Origin of the sequence: Micromonospora inositola (assembly GCF_900090285.1) — a bacterium.
GTDB lineage: Bacteria > Actinomycetota > Actinomycetes > Mycobacteriales > Micromonosporaceae > Micromonospora > Micromonospora inositola.
In genome coordinates, this window is sequence record NZ_LT607754.1 from 4,319,451 (window position 1) to 4,339,330 (window position 19,880).

Consider the following 19,880-nt stretch of genomic DNA (forward strand, 5'->3'; position numbering starts at 1 on the left):
CTTGGTTGACTCGCGGCGTTGAGTGGTTCAGGCCTCGCGTGCGTGCCTGTTGATTGTCTCAAACCCGATGGGTGTGAGTCGTCCGAGGCGTCATTGGCGTCGTCGGCGGGGTGGGCGCGCTGATCACCAGGCGCAGGGCGCGTAGTCCTTCAGGAAGCAGCCGTACAGGTCTTCGCCCTGTTCGCCGCGGACGATCGGGTCGTAGACCCGGGCCGCGCCGTCGACCAAGTCCAGCGGGGCGTGGAAGCCGGCGTCCGCCAGCCGCATCTTCGTCGGGTGGGGCCGCTCGTCGGTGATCCAGCCGGTGTCGACGCTGGTCATCAGGATGCCGTCGGCCAGCATCTCCTGGGCACTGGTCCGGGTCAGCATGTTCAGCGCGGCCTTGGCCATGTTGGTGTGCGGGTGCCCCGGCCCCTTGTAGCCGCGGGCGAACTGGCCCTCCATCGCCGACACGTTCACCACGTACTTGCGACGGGCGGTCGCTGCGGCCATCGCCGGTCGCAGCCTGCTGACCAGCACGAACGGCGCGGTCACGTTGCACAGCTGCACTTCGAGCAGCTCGACCGGGTTCACCTCGTGCACCCGCTGCACCCAGCTGTTGACCGGGTCGAGGTCCGGCACCAGACCACCGGCGTCGATGGCGGTGGCTGCCGCGATTCGTTCCGGCGAGGCGGAGCCGCTGGTCAGCGCCAGCGCGGTGAGCGCGTGCGGGGTGATCGCGGCCGACTGCGGCGAGGCGATCAGGCTGCCCGCCGGGTCGCCCCGGCCGGCCGGTTTGGCGAACGTGATCATCTCCGGCAGCGGGCCGTCCGGCAGGGCCGCCGCCTCCGCGGCGACGAGCTGCGCGTACGCCCCGGGCGTGCGGCGGACGGTCTGCGCCGCGTTGTTGATCAGGATGTCGAGTGGTCCCTGGCCGCTGACCGAGTCAGCGAGGGCGATCACCTGGGCAGGGTCGCGCAGGTCGATCCCGACGATCCGTAGGCGGTGCAGCCAGTCCCCGCTGTCCGGCATCGCGGCGAATCGGCGGACCGCGTCGTGCGGAAACCGCGTGGTCACCGTGGTGTGCGCGCCGTCGCGCAGCAGTCGCAGCGCGATGTACATGCCGATCTTCGCCCGGCCGCCGGTGAGCAGCGCGCGCCGGCCGGTCAGGTCGGTGCGGGCGTTCCGGCGCTCCCGGTTGAGCGCGGCGCAGGGCGGGCAGAGCTGATGGTAGAAGGCGTCCACCTCGCGGTAGCGCTGCTTGCAGACGTAGCAGCCGCGCGGATTGTGCAGGAAGCCGGCCGTGGCACCCACGGTGGGGGAGGCGAGCGGGATGCCCTGGGTCTCGTCGTCGATCCGGCCCGGGGCGCCGGTGGCGGTGGCCGCCGTCACCGCGCGGTCGGCCGCCGCGATGGCATCCCGCCGTTCCTCGCGTCGCCGCTGCTTGATCACCTTGTAGAGCTTCGCGGTGGCCCGCTGCACCCGCACCACGTCGGGATGATCGGGAGGCAGGTCCTCCAACGCCTCAAAGACGCTGAGACAGGTCTCCAGCCGGCCGCGGTCAATGCCGTATTGACCGGTTTCCGTAATGTTGTCCGTCGTCATGCCGCCGCTGTCTCATCCCGTTCCCTGCGCCGGATCTACCCGGCCCACCCCAAGTCCGACCCGGAACTGTACGCACCGCACGGCCTCCGACGCATCCCGCGTTTGTGGTCAGGTGTTGGCGCCGCGGGCGGCGACCGCCCAGCGGTCGATTTCCCAGCCTGCGGAAACGACGACGGGTTCCGATGTGAGTGCGCCTCGATGCCATCCCGAGCGCCGGACACTAGATTTACTCGATGTACTCGACCCAGGTATCCCAACTCGTCAAGGCACCGCGCTCGGCCGTCTATCGGGCACTGCTGGACCCGGCCGCGGTGGCCAAGTGGCGGGTGCCCACCGGCATGAGCGGCCACGTGCACGAGTTCGACGCGCGGGAGGGCGGCTCGTTGCGCGTCTCGCTCACCTACGAGGCGGCGGACAACACCGGCAAGTCGACGGCACACACCGACAGCTACCACGGCCACTTCGTCAAGATCGTGCCCGACCAGCAGGTGGTCGAGGTCGTCGAGTTCGAGACCGACGATCCCGCGCTCCGCGGCGCGATGACCATGACCACGACGCTCACCGACGTGGACGGCGGCACCGAAGTCGTCGTCGTTCATGACGGCATTCCCGACGCGATCCCGGCCGAAGACAACGAGACGGGTACGCGCATTGCCCTGGCGAACCTCGCCAGACTCGTCGAGGCGGCCTAGCGCGGCCCTGTCGTGCCGCGGATCGTGTGGCTTGCAGAGGGCGAGTCCCGTCCGCGCGATCGGCGGAGACGGGGTCCCGGACTACGGCAGCCCAGGGCGACAGGGAAAGCCGTCGCATACTTTCCCTGTGCAGCTCAGCGACAAGCAGGTTGTCCAGATCGTTCCGTACGACCCCACCTGGCCAGCCCTCGCCGCCGCCGCCATCGCAGAAGTGCGGGAAGTCCTGTCCGAAGTGGCCCACGAGGTCGAACACATCGGCTCGACTTGGCGGGCGAAGCCGATCGTCGATCTGATGGCCGCGGTGGAGGACCTCGGCATCGTCGAGCAGCATGAAGAATCGCTGGGTGGGCTCGGCTACCGCCCTCACCTCAACGGTATGCTGGACCGGCTGCTATGCGTTCGCGCGACGGACGGCGTCAGGACTCACATCTTGCATGTGGTCACGCTGGCCAGCTGGCCGACGCGTAATCAGCGAATACTGCGTGACTACCTGCGTGAGCACCCAGAAGATGCCGCTCGATACGCCGCGCTCAAGCAGTCAATCGCTGCCGCCGGTACTGCTCCTGGCGAATATGCGCGGGCAGAAACCGAATCGTCGGCCGGGACGGCGATGGGGGTCGCAAACACTGCGCGGAAGGCCGTAGGACTGCCATGAGCTCTGCACGATCACCTTCACAGCCCCTCTACTTCACCGAGCGGGGATCGGGGCCGTCCCTCCTCCTCGTGCATGGGTTGATGGTCACCGGCGAGATGTTCGAGCCGGTGGTTGAGCATTTCGCCACCCGCCATCGCGTGATCGTTCCCGACCTGCGCGGCCACGGGCGAAGTCGGGGACTTCCGCCGCCGTACGCGGCGGCGCAACTCGCATCTGACCTGTCGCAGCTGCTCGACCATCTGGGCATCGACTCCACCGCCGTGCTCGGCTACTCGCAGGGCGGTGCAATCGCTCAACAAATGGTCCTCGACTTCCCCAACCGATGCGACCGCCTGGTGCTCGCTTGCACCTTCGCGTTCAACATGGCGACCTTTCGCGAGAAAGTTGAGGGCCATCTCCTGCCGCTGGTGCTCCAGGTCCTCGGCATGCGGCTGTCGGCGAGGTTGGTCGTCTCCCAGGCGGCGCCGCAGCTGGGCAAGGAACGTGCCGACTGGCTCGCCGGGCTCATGGCGGGCCAGGACCGCAAGATGATGGTGTCCGCCTGGAAGGAGACGATGGCGTTCGACAGCAGGCGCCGGTTGGCGGAGATCGCATGTCCGACGCTCATCATCGCCGCGTCGAACGATCAAGCGATACCGATCCACCACGCGAAGATGCTCCACGACGGTGTCGCTGGTTCCCAGATGGTCGTCATCGACCGTGCTGGCCACGCGCTCATCTGGACACACTCCGCCGAGTTCGAGCGTGTGACAGGCGATTTCCTCGGGGCGTAGGTGACCGACTCTGGCTCCAGAGGTCCGGCGGCCCGGTGAACGGGCGGGCGTCGACCGCTTGATCGTTCATGTCAGGCTCCGCTTCCGTCAGCTGCTGTTCCGAACCACCGCTTTGCGAGTTCGAGGGTCCTCCGGCGGACGCGGGCGATTCCCAGCGAGCTGTTGACCGCCGCGAAAGGTGGCCACAGGAAGACGAAGGTGGCGAGCTCTTCTGCCAGCAGCGCGCGCTGCAGCGTCTGGTGATCGCACGGCCGAATGTCCAGGTACGCATTGATCAGCGCCGGGGGGACAACTGAGCCGGCGGGTGTGGCGCGGACGCTGAGGAAGGCCAGATCGGCGGCGGGCCGGCCGATGCCGGCTGCCTGCCAGTCGCAGAAGGCCAGAGAGTCGGCAGCGTGCACGAGGTTGCCCGTGTGGCAGTCGCCGTGGATGAAGGTCGGCGGCAGCGCCCCGATGTGAGCCCCCAGCTCGACGCGCAGGGCGAGGAGTGCGGCGAGCTGGGGGAGCGTCGGGGCCCAGAAGGCGCTGATCTGGTCCAGGTCCGGATCGGCGAGAGCCTCTTGCAGCGCATCGGGCCGGTTCCAGTCCGCACCCGTCGGCAGCGGCATGTTGTGTAGGCCGGCCAGTTCCCGACCCAGGTCCGCCCACATCCGGCCCGTCCACGCTTGAGCCTGTCGGTTCTCGCCTGCCGCCTCGAGCAGTGCGGCCACACCGTTCTCGGTGTCCAGGCAGTCGAGAAGCCTCGGCGTGCGTACCGGTGCGACCGGTGCGAGGTCCTCGTAGAAGCGCAGCTCCCGCCGGGCGGCTGCGATCGCCTGGGAACCCAGCGTGGCGGGAACGATCTTGAGGTACGCGGCACGCCCGTCCACGGTGCGAACGGTGCGGACGCTGGCGCCGGACCGGGACTCGAGCCGCCCGTCCGACTCCTGGCCGGCCACCCGGAACTGATCTAGAGCTATTGACAAGAAGTCATTCGGCATGAGAGCGGTACCCCTCCTGACAGACCAGCCTGATTGGTCTACCCGCTATGAGAGCTGTCTCCGATACCTGATCTGCCATGGTCTTCATACCTTGTGCTCTCGGAGCGCCCCCGAAGCCCGGTCTGCTTCGGGTGAGATATTTGGCCACGGGAGCGTCAGAGAACGCTCGACAGGCCACGCGCTGTCGGGCCCGAGGGGATGACCGCCGCCGCGCCGGCGAGCGAGGCGTTTCTGATGCGCCGCGCAGCGCAGGTGTCATCGAGGGCGAGGCTTCGGCTGAAGTCACCACAGAGTCAGCGGCCAGCCTTATCTGACCGTTAAGTTACCGCCTAACTGGTTCGCCCGGCGGGCCGCGCTGGGCAGACTGGGACGATGCCTGCCGCCGACCCGTCCGCTCCGTCCGCCCACCGCCGTCGTACGCCGCAGGCGTTGGTCGCGGTGGTCGCCGCGCTCGCCGTGGCGGTCGCGGTCGGCGCCTGGTCGCTGCGGGATCGGGCTGATGGCGACGGCGGTGCACCGGAGCCGGGCGACGCGGCCGTCCTCGGCGCGGCGCCCGACGCCGGCCCGGCGGGGGGCACCCCCACCTGTGCCGGGCGGCCGGCCCGGGCGCCCCGCGAGCTGCGCGGCATGTGGATCACGACGGTGAACAACATCGACTGGCCGAGCCGGCGCGGGCTGCCGGCCGAGACGGTGCGGGCGGAGTTCCGGGGTTGGCTGGACCTGGCCGTGCGGCGCAACCACAACGCGGTCTTCGTACACGTGCGGCCGAGCGGGGACGCGCTCTGGCCGTCCAGGTACGCGCCGTGGTCGGAGTGGCTGACCGGGCGCCGCGACGGCCGCGACCCGGGCTGGGACCCGATGGAGTTCATGGTCGCCGAGGCGCACGCCCGCAACCTGGAGTTCCATGCCTGGTTCAACCCGTACCGGGGCGGACAGCCGGCCGCGGTGGGCGGGCCCGGCCCCAGGCTGGATCAGCTCGCGCCGACCCATCCGCTGCGGCGGCACGGCGATTGGGTGGTGACCTATCCCAGCGCCGATCAGCCGGGCAGCCGCCTCTACTTCAACCCGGGCGTCCCCGAGGCGCGTAAGTTCGTCGAGGACTCGATGCTGGAGGCGGTCCAGCGGTACGACGTCGACGGGGTGCACTTCGACGACTTCTTCTACCCGTACCCGGAGGCCGGGCAGGACTTTCCGGATGGCGCGGCGTTCGCCCGGTACGGCCGGCGGTTCGCGGACAAGCACGCCTGGCGCCGGGACAACGTGAACACGCTGGTCCGCGAGATGAGCGAGCGGATCAAGGCGATCAAGCCGTGGGTGAAGTTCGGCATCAGCCCGTTCGGCATCTGGCGTAACAACCGCACCGACCCGACCGGCTCAGCGACCGCGGGTTTGCAGAGCTACGACGACATCTACGCTGACACCCGGCTCTGGGTCCGGGAGCAGTGGCTGGACTACGTCGTGCCGCAGCTCTACTGGCACATCGGGTTCGGCAAGGCCGACTACGCCAAGCTGCTGCCGTGGTGGGCGGCCACGGTGCGGGGCACCCGGGTGCAGCTCTACATCGGCCAGGCCGACTACCGGGTGGGCGAGCGCGGCGCCTGGCGCGACCCGGGAGAGCTGGACCGCCAGCTCGCCCTCAACCGGCGGCACGGCGTGAGCGGGAGCGTGCACTTCAGCGCCAGGCAGGTGCGCGCCGACAAGCTCGGAGCGGTCAGCCGGTACAGCGAGGCGCACTACGCCGGCCCGGCGCTGGTGCCCCCGATGGCGCAGCTGCCGGCGGCGCCGCCGGCAGTGCCAGCGGTCGCCGGCGCGCGGCGTGAGGACGCCGGCGGGGTGGCGCTGACCTGGCATGGGGACGGCGCCGCGAGCTTCGCCGTTTACCGCGTGGACGGCGACGCGGCCCGGCTCGTCGCCACCGCCCGGGGTACCGGCTGGGTCGACCGCACCGCGCCGGCCGACCGCCCGCTCTCCTACTGCGTGTCCGGGCTCGACCGCAGCGGGAACGAGGGCCGACTCAGCGCGCCGATGTCCGTCGCCGCGCAGTGAGAGGCGGTCGGCGGTGAAGCAGATCGATCAACTGATTCCGAGCCTGAGTAGCTCCTGTCAGCCCGTACGCCGGACGCGGTATCTGGCGGCCGCGGCCACCAGGCCGAGCACCACCGGAACCAGGAGGGCGACCGGCAGCGAGCCCGCCGCGGTCAGGGTCCGCTTCCCGGCAACCGTCACGTGCACCGGCTGGCTCGCCACCAGCGGGCCGGTGCCCGCCGTGGAGTCGCCGTTGGGCATGAGTACGACGTAGACGTCGAAACTGCCGGTGTTGACGGCCTGGAACTGCCAGGACAGTGACGTGCTGCTGCCCGGCGCCACTGGTGGGACCTCCCGTGTCACGTCCGCCGACCAGTCCTCGAGGTCGACGTAGATGCCGTCCAGGCTCGCGACGTTGAGGTGGGCCACCAGCCGGTCGGTCGGTGCGTCACCGGAGTTGATCACGCGAGAGCTGACCGTCAATCTCTCGCCCACGACGGTGTTGAGCCGGCTCTGGTCCAATTCGACCTCGACTGCGCCCGGCACTGGCGGCGGAGCGGCTGCCGCCGACGCGGCCAGGCCAACGGGAGCCGTCAGCGCCAGCAGCAGCCCGGTGAGCGCGAACCCTGCCTTCATTCTCCGCTCACCCCTCCATGCAGGCGGACGATCCGGGTGCCGGCGGCAATCAGGACGCCCCCGGCCAGTACAGCGGTCAGTAGCGGAGAGACCAGGTAGGACAGGTCCCGTGTCCAGGCGTGCCCGTTGACGAGCACAGCCGTGAGGTAGTGCAGCGCCGCGCCGACCGGATTGAGCCGGACGAGGAGATCTCCGAACCAGCCCTTTGGCGCGCCGCCGGGCAACTGGGTCGGCGCGAAGAGAGCCAGAAGCAGGAACAGGCTTACCGCGAGACTGACCTTGTTGGAACTCGACACTGCGCTGATCAGGAGACCGAGGGCGGCGAGCGCTACCGCCAGCAGCGTGCCGACGAGCAGGCCGAGCAGCAGCGCCTGCCCCACGATGGACACACCGCGTCCAAGGACCCAGAGGTACGGCACGCTCACGACGAAGGCCGCGAGCCAGAGCGACAGCGCGGCGGCCATCTTCCCCAGCACGATCGCACGGCGGGAGACGGGCGTGAGCAGCAGGCTCTCCAGCGTGCCCCGCTCCCGCTCCCCGCTGATCGCGTCGGCGGCGACCACGAGCGTGACGAGGACGCCGACCGCCACCGCGACCTGCAGGGTGAGGTTCACTGCTTCCCGCTGCTCGAGGAAGTTGAGCACCTGACTGGTGCCGGCAAGGTAGGTCATGACGCTCAGGACGACGCTGAACGCGAAGACCAACCCGGGACCGCGCCCGCTCACCCACAGATCGCGGCACTCCTGTTCGGCGACGACCAGCCAGCCCTGGCTGTCGCCACGAACCGTGCCCGCGCTGGCTTCGGCGTTCCGGACGCGCCCACGCAGACCCGCCGTCATCGGACACCCTCCGTGGTCATCGCCAGGAACGCGTCGCTGAGGCGCGCACCTTCGACCTCGAAGGCGAGGACCGGTACGTCGGCGCTCAGCACCGCCCGCAGTGGTCCGTTCATCCCCGTCTCCGTGCCGCCCTGTCCTGCGACCGGCCTTCCGCTCAGGGAGATCCTGAGGATGTCGGGGCGTTCGTCGGCGGGCTCCATCGTCAGGCCGGCAACGCCCGCGAGCGCTTCCCGGGCCCGACCGACCAGCTCGATCGGCACCCTCACCTGCGCGTGCTGCTGGGTGGGGACGGCGCGGGTGACCTCGGCGAACGTGCCGGAGACGAGTGCCTTCCCCTTGTGGAGGATCAGCACGCTCGTGCAGATCTCCTCGACCTCCGGAAGGGTGTGGGTGCTCAGGATGACGGTGGCTCCTCTGCTCACCGCGATCTCGCGGACGATCGACAGCACTTGACGCTGCCCGGCCGGATCGAGCCCGAGCGTCGGTTCGTCGAGGAACACGACAGCGGGATCGTTGACCAGCGCCCGCGCGATACCCAGGCGCTGCCGCATGCCCCGGCTGTAGGTGGAGATCCGCGACGAGGCCCGCTCGGCCAGGCCGACCTCCGCCAACAGCCGCCCGGCGACCCGGGCGGCGTCTGCACGGGCGCGGCCGAACAGCCGCGCGTGGTGGCGCAGGTACTCTTCGCCGGTCTGGTGTCCGGGATAGCCGCTGCTTTCGGGCAGCACCCCGATCCGCCGTCGAATCTCGCCCGGCCGCGTGCATGGAACACCAGCCACCGAGAACTCCCCGGTCGTCGGTGCCAGCACCGTGGTGAGCAGTCGGATCGTCGTCGTCTTGCCCGATCCGTTCGGGCCGAGCAAGCCCATGACCTCGCCTTGTCGCGCCGCGAAGCTGAGCCCATCGACCGCCGTACGATCCCCGAACCGCTTGGTGAGCCGGACAGCCTCGAGTTGCACGCTGGCCATGAGCGTCCCCCTTTCCCGCCGAGCGCGAGGTGACGACGTGCCACCTGCGGTCCGTCCGACCAGGACATCACCGTGACTGTACGGCGGACTGGCTGAAGACCGGCTGAATGCGGACGAACCCGGAGGTCTGGTCGGCGGGCTTCAGCGGGCGGTAAGCCGGCGGGTGGCACACTTGGGGAGTGCGCATCCTCGTGGTAGAGGACGACAAGCACCTCGCCCGGTCAATCAAGCGTGGGTTGGAGGCCGAGGGGTTCGCTGCTGAGGTTGCCCTCGATGGCGTCGAGGGCCTCTGGCGGGCCACTGACGGCGACTACGACGTCATCGTTCTCGACATCATGCTCCCCGGCAGGAACGGCTATCAGGTGTGCGCCGAGTTGCGCGAGGCCGGAAACTGGACCCCGATTCTCATGCTCACGGCCAAGGACGGCGAACTCGACGAGGCGGAAGCACTCGACACGGGAGCCGATGACTACCTGTCCAAGCCGTTCTCCTATGTCGTCCTGGTCGCGAGAATCCGAGCGCTGCTGCGCCGGGGCTCGCGGGAGCGCCCGGCCACGCTGACCGTCGGCGACCTGCGGCTCGACCCCGCCGCCCATCGGGTCTGGCGGGGGGACACGCAGGTGTCACTCACCCCTCGCCAGTTCGCCCTCCTCGAGTTCCTCATGCGACGCCCGGGCCAGGTGCTCTCCAAGAGCACCATCCTCGACCACGTCTGGGACTTCGCCTTCGACGGCGACCCCAACATCGTGGAGGTCTACGTCCGGCACCTACGCAAGAAGATCGACGAGCCGTTCGGTCGTTCCGCGATCCAGACCGTCCGTCTCGTCGGCTACCGACTGGACCCCGATGGGGGCTGACGGCAACCGGTCCCGGGCGCGCCTATCGACGGTGCGCGCCCGCACCACGATCGCCGCCACGATCGTCGTCGGTTTCGCCCTCGTGATCACCGCCGTGAGCCTGGTGGTGTTCCTGCGCCGTTCGTTGGTTGAACGCGTCGACGACATCGCGCGGGCGCGTGCGTACGACGTCGCGGCCCTGGCCCGTCAGGGCATGCTCCCCGCGGACCTGGCTGTCGAGGGTGACGACGGCAGCATCGCCCAGGTCGTGGACGGCGCGGGCAGAGTCGTGTCCGCCACCGCCGGACTGCGGCGCGACCAGTCTCTCGCCCGGTTCCGCCCTCCCGGGGCTGCGCCCGAGGTTCGCACAGTCGATGACGTTCCCTTCGGCGAGGGCGGCAGCTACCGGGTCATCGCGCTGCCGACGGCCACACCGGGAGGACCGGCGACCGTCTACGTGGCGGCGAGCCTCTCTCCGGTCGATGACGCCGTCGAGGTTCTCCAGAGCGCCCTTGCCGCCGGCGCTCCACTGCTGCTGGCACTCGTCGCCTTCACCACCTGGACGGTCGCGGGCCGCACCCTGCGGCCGGTGGACGCCATCCGCGCCGAGGTCGCCGACATCTCCGAACGCTCCCTCGACAGGCGTGTGTCCGTGCCACCCACAGACGACGAGATCAGCCGGCTCGCGGGCACGATGAACATGATGCTCGACCGGTTGCACGCCGCTGCCGAGCGTCAACGTCGCTTCGTGGCGGACGCCTCACACGAGTTGCAGACCCCGCTCGCCGCGGCGCGCACCGACCTGGAGGTCGCACTCGCCCACCCCGACCGCACCAACTGGAACGACACGGCAGCCGACCTGCTCGCGGCGAACCGTCGCATGGAGCGCCTGGTCCGGGACCTGCTGTTCCTCGCCCGGGCGGACGCCGGCGCCCCTCGCGCGGCAACCCGTCCGGTCGACCTCGACGACATCGTCCTGTCCGAAGCGGCCCGGATCCGTGGCGGCGGCCACCTGCGGGTCGACACCGGCGCGGTCTCGGCGGCTGCCGTCGACGGCCGTCGCGACGACCTGACCCGGGCCGTACGCAATCTGTTCGACAATGCCGAGCACTATGCCTCGTCATCGGTCCGCGTCGAGCTCGGCAGCGACGACCGCCGAGTCAGGTTGATCGTCCACGACGACGGGCCGGGGATTCCGGCCGCGGACCGGAAGCGTGCCTTTGAGCGATTCACGCGCCTGGACGAGGACCGGAGCCGTCGAACCGGCGGCACCGGTCTCGGTCTGGCGATTGCGAAAGAGATCATCGACGCACACGGAGGCTCGATAGTCGTCGAGGACGCGCCTCGGGGCGCACGGTTCGTCATCCGCCTGCCTGCGCGCTAATTGACCGCCTTGCCGGGAAAGGTCCCGCCAATCCCCTTTACGGCAAACGCACCTTGTGAGGAGAACAAGGCGGCCAGGTGCACTTGCCCGTTGCGGAACTGCGCGGGTTGGTGGGAAATTAAAATTGTGGCGTTTTCCGACTAGAATTTCTGATGATTACTCGCTTTTTATCCGCGAATACAGATTGGGTCGGCCTCCAATTTCAGAAATGAGACTCAAGCCTTGACATTCATACGCGCATTCTGTTATAGCCTAGTTTGAGTGCGTTCGACTGTCTTGGCTCGTGTATACCACTTGTGAGGTGGTGTCGGCGGAATACTGAGGACGTTGCCGACCCACCGATCTACCTGACCATCACAGCATCGACGGCCTGGATCCGAGACCCTGCGCAGCGAGGCGGAGGAGGTGCAGACGCATCACGGGGGGAGGGGGTTGTGGAGTTCCGGCTCTTGGGGGCGGTGGAGGTATGGGCGGGGGTTCGACAGGTCGATCTCGGGCCACGCCAACAGCGGCTTGTGCTGGCGATCCTCGCGCTGAACGTGAATCAGCTTGTTCCACTCGACCGTCTGGTTGACCTGACGTGGCCTGAATCGCCGCCACAGACCGCTCGCCATGCCATCCACGTCCGCGTCTCACAACTGCGCACCGTCCTGGCCATGGCCGGTGCGGGACGTGAAGGCGTAAGGATCAGCACGCGCGGCCCGACCTATGTCCTGCAAGCCGATCCGATGGATGTGGACGCCCACCGCTTCCGCGCCCTCCTCGCCGAGGCTCGTCTTGAGACGGACGACCTGGAAAGGGCGTCGATGCTGCGCCGGGCGCTCGACCTGTGGCACGGACCCCCGCTGGCCGACGTGGCGACACCACGAATCGAAGATCTGTGCCGAGGGCTGGAGGAAGCGCGGTTGACGGCCATGGAGGAGTGGTTGGACGCGCAGTTGCGGCTCGGTCGGCACGAGGCCGTCCTCGACGAAATCGCCGAGTACGCCGGGCAGTATCCGTACCGCCAACGACTGCTCGCGCAGCTCATGCTCGCCCTGTACCGCGCCGGCCGCGCCGCCGACGCGCTGGTCGCTTACCGGCTCGCGCGGAGCCGGCTCGTCAACGAACTCGGACTCGACCCATCGCCGCAGCTGCAGCGGCTGGAGAGAGCGATACTTCGCGGCGATCCTGCGCTTGACCTGCCATGACCCAACGGCCCGTCGGCAACTCCGGCGATTCGTCGTAGCTCGGCTGAGAGTCCGCCAGTCAAGCAGGTGACCTTCCGGGCCGCAGGGCCGTGGGCCACACGCGTGCTGCTAGGGGCCGGCGCGTTGACCAGTCCCCGTGTCGGCCGAAGCGCAGATAGAGGGACGGGAGGACGAACAGGTTCAGCAGCGTCGAGGTGACCAGGCCGCCCAGAATCACGACCGCCATCGGGTGTTCTATCTCGTGACCGGGCAGGCTGCCCTCGATGGCCAGGGGAACCAGGGCGAGCCCGGTCGCCAGCGAGGTCATGAGGATCGGCGAGAGCCGCTCCTTCGCGCCACGGAGGACGAGGCTGCGACCGAAGCTTTCCCCTTCCTCCCGCTCGAGATACTGGAAATGGTTGATCATCAGAATGCCGTTGCGGGCGGCGATGCCCAGCACGGTGAAGAATCCCACGAGCGAGCCGAGCGAGAGGATGCCGCCACCGACGTATGCCGCGAGGATCCCGCCCACCAGAGCCATGGGCAGCGTGAGGAGGACCAGGAACGACAGCCGCCAGCTGTTGAAGGCGGTGGTCAGCAGGAAGAGGATCCCGATCACCGCGACGCCGGCGAAGAGCCGCAGCTGGTCCTGGGCGCTCGTCGCTTCCTTGTACTCACCGAGCAGTTGCGGGTGGTAGCCGGGCGGGAAGTCCACCGTCGCCAAGCGGCGCTCAACCTCGGCCGCGACGTCGCCCAGGGCCTTCCCCGCGGCCACGTTGGCACCCACGTTGATATACCGCGATCCGTTTTCCCGCAGGATCTGGTTGGGCGTGGGCACCATCTTGACCTCGGCCAGCTCACCCACGGGGACCTTGCTCCCGTCCGCCGCGTCCATCAGGAGGTTACGGACGCTCTCGATGCTGTACCGGGCGCTCGGCACGCTCCACACGTGCACTTCAGTGTTCTTGCCGTTCCGCCAGATGTCGCCCGCCTCCTCGCTGGCGATGAACGTGGCGGCGGTTCGGCGTACGTCGCCGGGCTTGATCCCGTACGACGCCGCCTTGGCCAGGTCGACCTGGACATCCACCTGAGGAACCGGGGTCTGGAGCGTCACGTGTTCGTCGATGATGCCGTCGATCCCGGTAATGAGCTCCTTGACCTCGTTGGCCTTGTTGCGAAGCACGTCGAGGTCGTCGCCGACGATGCGGATGATGATGGCGTCGCTGGAGCCGGTGAGCACCTCCTTCGTGCGCTCCTTCAGGTAGGTCTGCACATCGCGCTGCAGTCCGGGGTAGCCGTCGACCACCTTCTGGACGGCGTCATGAGTCTTGTCGTAGTCGACCTTCGGGTCGATGCTGATCCAGTTCTCGGTGAAGTTCATGCCGACGACCTCGTCGGCCAACGTTCCCTGTCCGATGTGGGCGCCGAAGTTCCGGACCCCCGGGATCGCCCTCAGCTCCCTGCTGACCTGTTCCGTGATGCGGACGCTCTCCTCCCGGGTGGTGCCGGGCTGGGTCACCCAGTGCATGAGGAAGTCCCGCTCCTTGAACGCGGGGAACAGGTTCTGTCCCAGCATCGGTACCACCATGAGGCCGCCCGCCAGCACGAGTACGACGGTCGCGTAGGCGACGGCGGGACGCGGGATGATGCGTGCCAGCGACGCGGTGTAGCCGCGCTGGAGCCAGCGCACCAGGGGCGACTCCCGCCGCTCGATCGGTGACCTGGTGAGCAGCATCAGGGCGAGCGCCGGGATTACGGTCAGGGCCACCAGCAGCGAGGCCAGGACGGCCAGCCCGTAGGCGAACGCCATGGGCCGGAAGAACGAGCCGGTGAGCCCGGTGAGCAGGAAGATCGGGACCGTGCTGACCAGGATGATCATCGTGGCCTGGACGATCGGTCCCCGCACCTCCACCGACGCGTCGAGGACGATGGCGGCGGTCGACTTCGTGCTGCCCGCTCGCCGATGCTGGCGGATGCGGCGCACGATGTTCTCGACGTCGATGATGGCGTCGTCGACGAGCACGCCGAGGGCGATCACGAGCCCTGCCAGGATCATCGTATTTATGGTGGCCCCGGTCCAGTGCAGGACGAGTCCCGCCGCGACGAGGGAGAGCGGGATCGAAATGGCGCTGATCAACGCGACCCGCCACTCGAAAAGGAAGAGCACCAGGATCAGGACCACCAGGATGAATCCGATGACCATCGCCCGACCGAGGTTCTCGACCGAGGTCTCGATGAAGGTCGCCGGCCGGAAGATCTCGGTGTCGACGTTGAGGCCCTGCATGCCAGGCGCCATCTCCTGCAGCGCGGCCTCGACCCCGCGGGTCACCTCGAGGGTGTTGCCCCAGGGCAGCTTTTCGACGATGAGCATGAGGCCGGGACCGTCGTTGATGACCGCGTCCCCCGTGAGCAGGGACGGCGGCATGATGTCGTCCGTGATGTAGGCGACGTCCTTGAGATAGACCGGCTTGGCGCCCGTTGGCACGTCGATGGGGATCTCGGCCAGTTGCTGCCCGGTCAGGGCGGGCAGTTGGTGCTGCACCTGGAATCGGTGGTTGGGCGTGTCGACCCACCCGCCGGTGCCGATCTCGAACCCACCGTTGAACTTCAGCTGGCCCACGTCCACCGCGTCGCCGGCGGCCTCCATGACCTGGGCCAGCGTGACGTTGTGCTGCTTCATGAGCTCGGGATCGACGAGGGCCTGCTTGACGTGCCACCGATCGCCCCAGATGGCCACGTTCGCCACCCCGGGTACGCGCATCAGCCGGGGCCGGACCGTCCAATACGCCTGCAGCGCCATGTCGACGTGGGCGGCGTCGGACTTGTCCGCCTGGGATATTCCGATCTTCATGACCCGGCTGGTCGACGACAGCGGTTGGATCATGAAGGGGGAGTTGGCCCAGCGCGGCAGTCTGGGTGTGACGGCGGTGAGGCGTTCCTGGATCAGCAGGCGGGCCGCCATCAGGTCGGTCCCGGGCTTGAAGATCAGGACGATCGAGGAGAGCTGGGAGACCGACTTGGAGCGCATCACGTCCAGGCCCTCGATCCCGGTGAGCCCCTGCTCCAGCGGGACGGAGACAAGCTCCTCGACATCCTGGGCGGACAGCCCGATGCAGATCGTCTGTATCTCCACCCGGGGCGGCGCGAATTCGGGGAACGCGTCGACGGGCATGTCGCGAATCTGCAGCACGCCGAAGAACATCAACATCGAGGCCCCGACAACCACGAGGAACCGGAGCTTCAGACTCGTTCCAATGATCCAACGCATCATGGCTTGGGGTCCCTACCCTCGTATCGACTGGATGGACTACTTGCCGACCCCGAGCTCGGCGCCCCACAGTTCGATCACGCCGGTCGTCACGATCGAAGTCCCCGCCGGCGGTGCCTGGGAAAGGAACGCATCCGTTCCGCGCGCCCCGCCGACGGTCGCGACCGCGACCTTCTCGCGGACGTAGGTCAATGGCTGGGGAACCGTGTAGACCCACGTCACGCCGTTCGCGTCGTAGAGCACTGCCGAGTAGGGCACCACCGTCGCCGGCGTTCCATGCGACGGGCTCGGCCCGACCGGTGCCGCCGGCTGCATCGCGCCGACCGTGACCGTCGCGATGCCCACCCGGCGAGCCGCCTGCTCGGTCAAGGTCACCTTCTTGACGTCCCTGCCCGGGATCGCCTCGACCATGGCAGGGCTGTCCTTGTGGCCACTCGAGGTGTTCGAGGCGGGCGTCGTGCAGGCTGCCGACGCCAGCGTGATCAGGATCGCTGCCATCCACCGACCACCGTGTCGCATGTGGTCGCCTCCTTGTCTGCGCATGGGACTCTCCGGCTTTCGATCAGGCCGGCGCCGGGCTTGACGTGGGTTCCTTGCCCGCTGCCTCGGGTTGTGGCCTGGGCGCGGGTAGCGATCCGGCCCGAGGCTCCGACGGGGGCACCGACGGAGACCGGACGGCGAACCGCAGATACAGCACGGGCAGGACGAGCAGGTTCAGCAGCGCAGTCGTAATCAGGCCACCAAGGATGATCAGGGCGAGCGGACTCGCGATCTCGAGGCCGGACACGCCGCCGTAGATCGCCATGGGAACAAGTGCCAGCCCTGCCGCCAGGATGGCCGCCACGGCCGGGATGAGCTGCTGCCGCGACCCGAGTTCGACCAGATCGGCACCCGGCACGTGGCCCTCGTCTTCCAGTTGCTGGTACCGCTTGATCTGCAGGATGCCGCCCCGAACGGCCATGGCCAGCACGGTGAGCAGCCCCAGCAGCGCGACCACCGAGACGGCCGCCCGGTCGACGGCCGCCAGCAGCAGCCCGCCGGCCAGTGCCGTCGGCAGGAGCAGGAAGTACAGCGACGCCACCCGCCAGCTACCGAAGCCGGCCTGTAGCAGGAAGAAGATCAGGATCACGGCGCCGATCACGAACGTCCACACCCGGAAGTCGGAACTCGCCTTTGCCTGGGCCTCGCCGAGCACCTCAAGGTGGTGCTCGCGGGGGAAGGTCACCTGCTGGAGGCGGTTCTTGACCTCGGTGGTGACCGCCCCCAGGCCACGCCCGCGCACGTTCGCGACGACGTCCATGCTGCGCGAGACCTGGTCGTGCGTGATGACCTCCGGCTTCGCCACGACTCTGACGTCGGCGACGTCGGCCAGGCGCACCTGGGTCGGGCCGCCGCCCGGGCCACCGACCGGCGCGTCGATCAGCAGGCTCTGGATGGTGGACAGGTTCTGGCGCACCGCGGGGACGCCCCACACGACGACCTCGAACACCTTCTGATCGTCGAAGAGGTTGCCCGCGACCGTGGACGAGATGAGGGTGGCGGCTGCCCGGCGCACGTCGCCCGGCTTGAGTCCGTACTTCGCGGCCTTCGCGACGGAGACCTCGATCTCCACCGTGGGGGCGACCTGTGCGGTCCGCACCCGTGGTTCGGTGACGCCGTCGATGGCGGAGATGATGCCGAGCACCTCCTGGGCCTTCTCGTTGAGCACCGCGTAGTCGTTGCCGTAGATGCGCACGGTGAGGTCCTCCGTCGCGCCACGGGTCACCACTTCCCGGATCCGCTTGTCCGAGTAGGTGATCACGTCGCTCTGCACCCCGGGATAGCCGTCCACCACCTGCTGCACGGCGGCCAGGGTCCGGCCGTAGTCGGCCGCCGGGTCGATGCTGAGCCACACCTCGCCCGAGTTCATGTTGACGACCTGGTCCGACGCCAGTGCCCGCCCGGTGTGCGCGCCGACGTCGCGTACTCCGCGGACGGCCCGCAGCTCGGCACTGAGCGCGCTCGTGATCCGGTTCATCTCCGGTCGGGACGCGCCGGGTGGCGCCTCCCAGGTGATCAGCAGGTCCCGCTCCTGAAGCGTCGGGGACAGCGGCCGCGAACCGAGGAACGGCAGGGCGACCAGGCCCGCCACCACGAGGAGCCCGACCAGGGCATAGGACCAGACGGGTCTCCGGAGCAGCCGGGGCAGCAGCGCGCCGTACGCCCGCTCCAATGCTCGGGCGAGCGGCGACGGGCCGTGCTGCAGCGAGGGCCGGGAGAGCAGGAGGGTGGCCAGCACGGGGGCGACCGTCAGCGCGACCACCAGGGAGACCACCGTGGCGGCCAGGAAGCCCTGGGCGACCGGGGTGAGGAACGCGCCGCGCACCCCGTCGAGGACGAAGAGGGGCACGACCGAGACCGCGGCGATCAGGGCGGCGACGAAGAGCGGGCCGCGTACGTCGAGGATGGCTCCCCGGATGGTGTCGGAGACGGGCGCGTCGGAGGCATCCTCCCGGCGCTGCCGCAGCCGTTGCCTGACGTTGTCGACGGCGACCACCGCGTCGTCCACGACGATGGCGAGGGCCATCACCAACCCAGCCAGGGACATCATATTGAGGGGTACGCCGAACCAGGACAGCACGAGCACCGTCACCGCTACGGCGGACGCGATGGTCAGCAGGCTGACCAGCGCGGTGCGCCAGCTGAACAGGAAGGCGCCGAGCACCAGCAGCAGGAGGATGGCGCCGAGGATCAGCGTCGTGGTCAGGTTGTCGACCATCTTCTCGATGAAGGTGGCCGGCCGGTACACCGTCGTGTCGATCTGGACGTTCGGCATGGCGGGGCGCAGCTCGTCGAGTGCGGCCTCCACGTCCCGCGTCACGTCCGAGACCTTGGCGCCCGGGAACCTCTCCACCACGAGCATGAGGCTCGGGGCGTCCTGGACGACCGCGTCGCCGATGAGGAGCTGGTGGTCCTCGACGATCTGGGTGACGTCCCCCAGGAGCACCCCGCGGTTCTCGGCACCCTGAACGGTGACCTTGCCGAGGTCCGCCGCGGTCTTGATCGGCTGATTGTGTTGGATCTCGATCCGCTGGTTGGCGGTGTCGATGAAGCCGCCCAGTCCGGGTGTCGACGCCTCCACGAAGGTCAGCGGCGAGACCCACAGCGCGTTCGCGGACGTGCGCAGCACCTGGTCCAGCGTGACGCCGTGCTGCATCAGCTTGGCGGGATCGACCTGCACCTGCAGTTGGCGGTCACGGAACCCCCAGATGGCCACGTTGGCCACGCCGGGGACGCTCAGCAGGCGGGGCACGATCGTCCAGCGCGACAGGAGCGACATGTCGATCAGTGAGCGGTCCTGGGACGACAGACCGACCATCATCAGCCGGCTGGTCGACGAGAGGGGCTGCACCACCAGGGGTGGCCTCGACGAGGCGGCCGGCAGCATGGCGACCATGGTGAGCCGCTCCTGCACGACCTGCCTGGCCCGGATCGGGTCGGTTCCCGGCTCGAACGTCATCTCCATCGAGGACAGTCCCGGCAACGTGCGGGACTCGAGCTTGGCCAGCCAGGGGATCCCGTTGAAGAACTCGTTCTCCATCGGGTTGGTGATCAGATTCTCCACCTCTTCGGCGGAGAGCCCGAGCGCCTCGACCTGCACGTCCACCCGCACCGGCCCGAACTCCGGCAGCGCCTCGACGGACGTGTTGCGAAGCTGAACGAAGCCGACGGCCATCAGGGCGACGGCGATGGCGAGCACCAGTCGTTGATATTTGACGCTTGACCCGACGATCCACCGCATCATGGCCCGAGACCTCTCAGTTGGATTCACGGGTTTGCCAACCAGGGCCAAGAATCGTGCCGCTCGCTCACGCTCCGCTCACACCGGACTCACATCAGGCGCGCGGGTTCGGGCGACCACGGGTGTCAACGGACCGTCACCGCAAGCCCACGGATTTTGCCGCACGGTGACGCTGGAGTGACGCCGATCCCGCAGACTCCCAGCTGAGGCGAGCGGTCCCGGGGCAGTTCAAGCCCGGTCGGAGGGCCGATCGCGCACCGACGCGGCGTGGCAACGATGACGAAGTTCGT

At 68.7% G+C, this 19,880-nt stretch carries 15 protein-coding genes; 7 read left to right on the forward strand and 8 right to left on the reverse strand.

Annotated features, from left to right (window positions below):
- Nucleotides 1-123: 123 nt before the first annotated feature.
- Nucleotides 124-1,584, reverse strand: a complete 1,461-nt coding sequence (locus tag GA0070613_RS20570) for an SDR family oxidoreductase (protein ID WP_089013785.1) — start codon at nt 1,582-1,584, stop codon at nt 124-126.
- A gap of 233 nt (nt 1,585-1,817) precedes the next feature.
- Between GA0070613_RS20570 and GA0070613_RS20575 the strand changes: the two genes are divergently transcribed.
- The 3 genes from GA0070613_RS20575 (at nt 1,818) to GA0070613_RS20585 (ending at nt 3,704) form a co-directional block, all read left to right on the forward strand.
- On the forward strand, nt 1,818-2,276 hold the full coding sequence (locus GA0070613_RS20575; RefSeq protein WP_089013786.1) for an SRPBCC family protein: 459 nt from the start codon (nt 1,818-1,820) through the stop codon (nt 2,274-2,276).
- 127 nt (nt 2,277-2,403) lie between these two features.
- On the forward strand, nt 2,404-2,931 hold the full coding sequence (locus GA0070613_RS20580) for a GrpB family protein (RefSeq protein ID WP_197698936.1): 528 nt from the start codon (nt 2,404-2,406) through the stop codon (nt 2,929-2,931).
- Complete coding sequence (locus tag GA0070613_RS20585) at nt 2,928-3,704, forward strand: alpha/beta fold hydrolase (RefSeq protein WP_089013788.1); 777 nt, start codon at nt 2,928-2,930, stop codon at nt 3,702-3,704. Before GA0070613_RS20580 ends, GA0070613_RS20585 begins: the two co-directional genes overlap by 4 nt.
- A 71-nt stretch (nt 3,705-3,775) precedes the next feature.
- Here the strand turns inward: GA0070613_RS20585 and GA0070613_RS20590 are convergent, their stop codons facing one another.
- The gene (locus GA0070613_RS20590; protein ID WP_089013789.1) at nt 3,776-4,684 is read right to left on the reverse strand and encodes a phosphotransferase family protein; all 909 of its coding nucleotides are present in this window, start codon (nt 4,682-4,684) and stop codon (nt 3,776-3,778) included.
- 372 nt (nt 4,685-5,056) lie between these two features.
- Between GA0070613_RS20590 and GA0070613_RS20595 the strand changes: the two genes are divergently transcribed.
- Nucleotides 5,057-6,730 carry a glycoside hydrolase family 10 protein gene (locus GA0070613_RS20595; RefSeq protein ID WP_089013790.1) on the forward strand — a complete coding sequence of 558 codons (1,674 nt, stop codon included), beginning with the start codon at nt 5,057-5,059 and terminating at the stop codon, nt 6,728-6,730.
- A 57-nt stretch (nt 6,731-6,787) separates the two neighbouring features.
- On the opposite strand, the gene GA0070613_RS20600 is transcribed toward GA0070613_RS20595, so the two are convergent.
- Genes GA0070613_RS20600 through GA0070613_RS20610 form a run of 3 tightly spaced genes read right to left on the reverse strand, consistent with a single transcriptional unit; the run spans nt 6,788 to nt 9,152 of the window.
- Nucleotides 6,788-7,345, reverse strand: coding sequence for a hypothetical protein (locus tag GA0070613_RS20600; RefSeq protein ID WP_089013791.1), 558 nt, complete (start codon nt 7,343-7,345; stop codon nt 6,788-6,790).
- Nucleotides 7,342-8,184 (reverse strand): ABC transporter permease, encoded by an 843-nt coding sequence (locus GA0070613_RS20605; RefSeq protein ID WP_089013792.1) that lies wholly within the window; start codon nt 8,182-8,184, stop codon nt 7,342-7,344. The genes GA0070613_RS20600 and GA0070613_RS20605 overlap by 4 nt, the downstream gene beginning before the upstream one ends.
- Nucleotides 8,181-9,152, reverse strand: a complete 972-nt coding sequence (locus tag GA0070613_RS20610) for an ABC transporter ATP-binding protein (RefSeq protein WP_089013793.1) — start codon at nt 9,150-9,152, stop codon at nt 8,181-8,183. The genes GA0070613_RS20605 and GA0070613_RS20610 overlap by 4 nt, the downstream gene beginning before the upstream one ends.
- Before the next feature lie 179 nt (nt 9,153-9,331).
- Here GA0070613_RS20610 and GA0070613_RS20615 point away from each other — a divergent pair, with 179 nt between their 5' ends.
- From GA0070613_RS20615 to GA0070613_RS20625, 3 genes are all read left to right on the forward strand, one after another.
- Nucleotides 9,332-10,009, forward strand: coding sequence for a response regulator transcription factor (locus GA0070613_RS20615; protein WP_089013794.1), 678 nt, complete (start codon nt 9,332-9,334; stop codon nt 10,007-10,009).
- Between the two features lie 31 nt (nt 10,010-10,040).
- A complete protein-coding gene (locus GA0070613_RS20620) occupies nt 10,041-11,372 on the forward strand; it encodes a HAMP domain-containing sensor histidine kinase (protein ID WP_172875860.1) in 1,332 nt (443 codons plus the stop codon).
- 434 nt (nt 11,373-11,806) lie between these two features.
- Nucleotides 11,807-12,562: an AfsR/SARP family transcriptional regulator gene (locus GA0070613_RS20625; RefSeq protein ID WP_172875861.1), complete on the forward strand. Its 756-nt coding sequence runs from the start codon at nt 11,807-11,809 to the stop codon at nt 12,560-12,562.
- 58 nt (nt 12,563-12,620) lie between these two features.
- Here the strand turns inward: GA0070613_RS20625 and GA0070613_RS20630 are convergent, their stop codons facing one another.
- The 3 genes from GA0070613_RS20630 to GA0070613_RS20640 all read right to left on the reverse strand — a co-directional run bounded on the left by GA0070613_RS20630 (nt 12,621) and on the right by GA0070613_RS20640 (nt 19,593).
- Nucleotides 12,621-15,812, reverse strand: a complete 3,192-nt coding sequence (locus tag GA0070613_RS20630) for an efflux RND transporter permease subunit (protein ID WP_089013797.1) — start codon at nt 15,810-15,812, stop codon at nt 12,621-12,623.
- 36 nt (nt 15,813-15,848) lie between these two features.
- Nucleotides 15,849-16,307, reverse strand: a complete 459-nt coding sequence (locus tag GA0070613_RS20635) for a hypothetical protein (protein WP_089013798.1) — start codon at nt 16,305-16,307, stop codon at nt 15,849-15,851.
- Between the two features lie 64 nt (nt 16,308-16,371).
- A complete protein-coding gene (locus GA0070613_RS20640) occupies nt 16,372-19,593 on the reverse strand; it encodes an efflux RND transporter permease subunit (RefSeq protein ID WP_089013799.1) in 3,222 nt (1,073 codons plus the stop codon).
- Between the last annotated feature and the right edge of the window lie 287 nt (nt 19,594-19,880).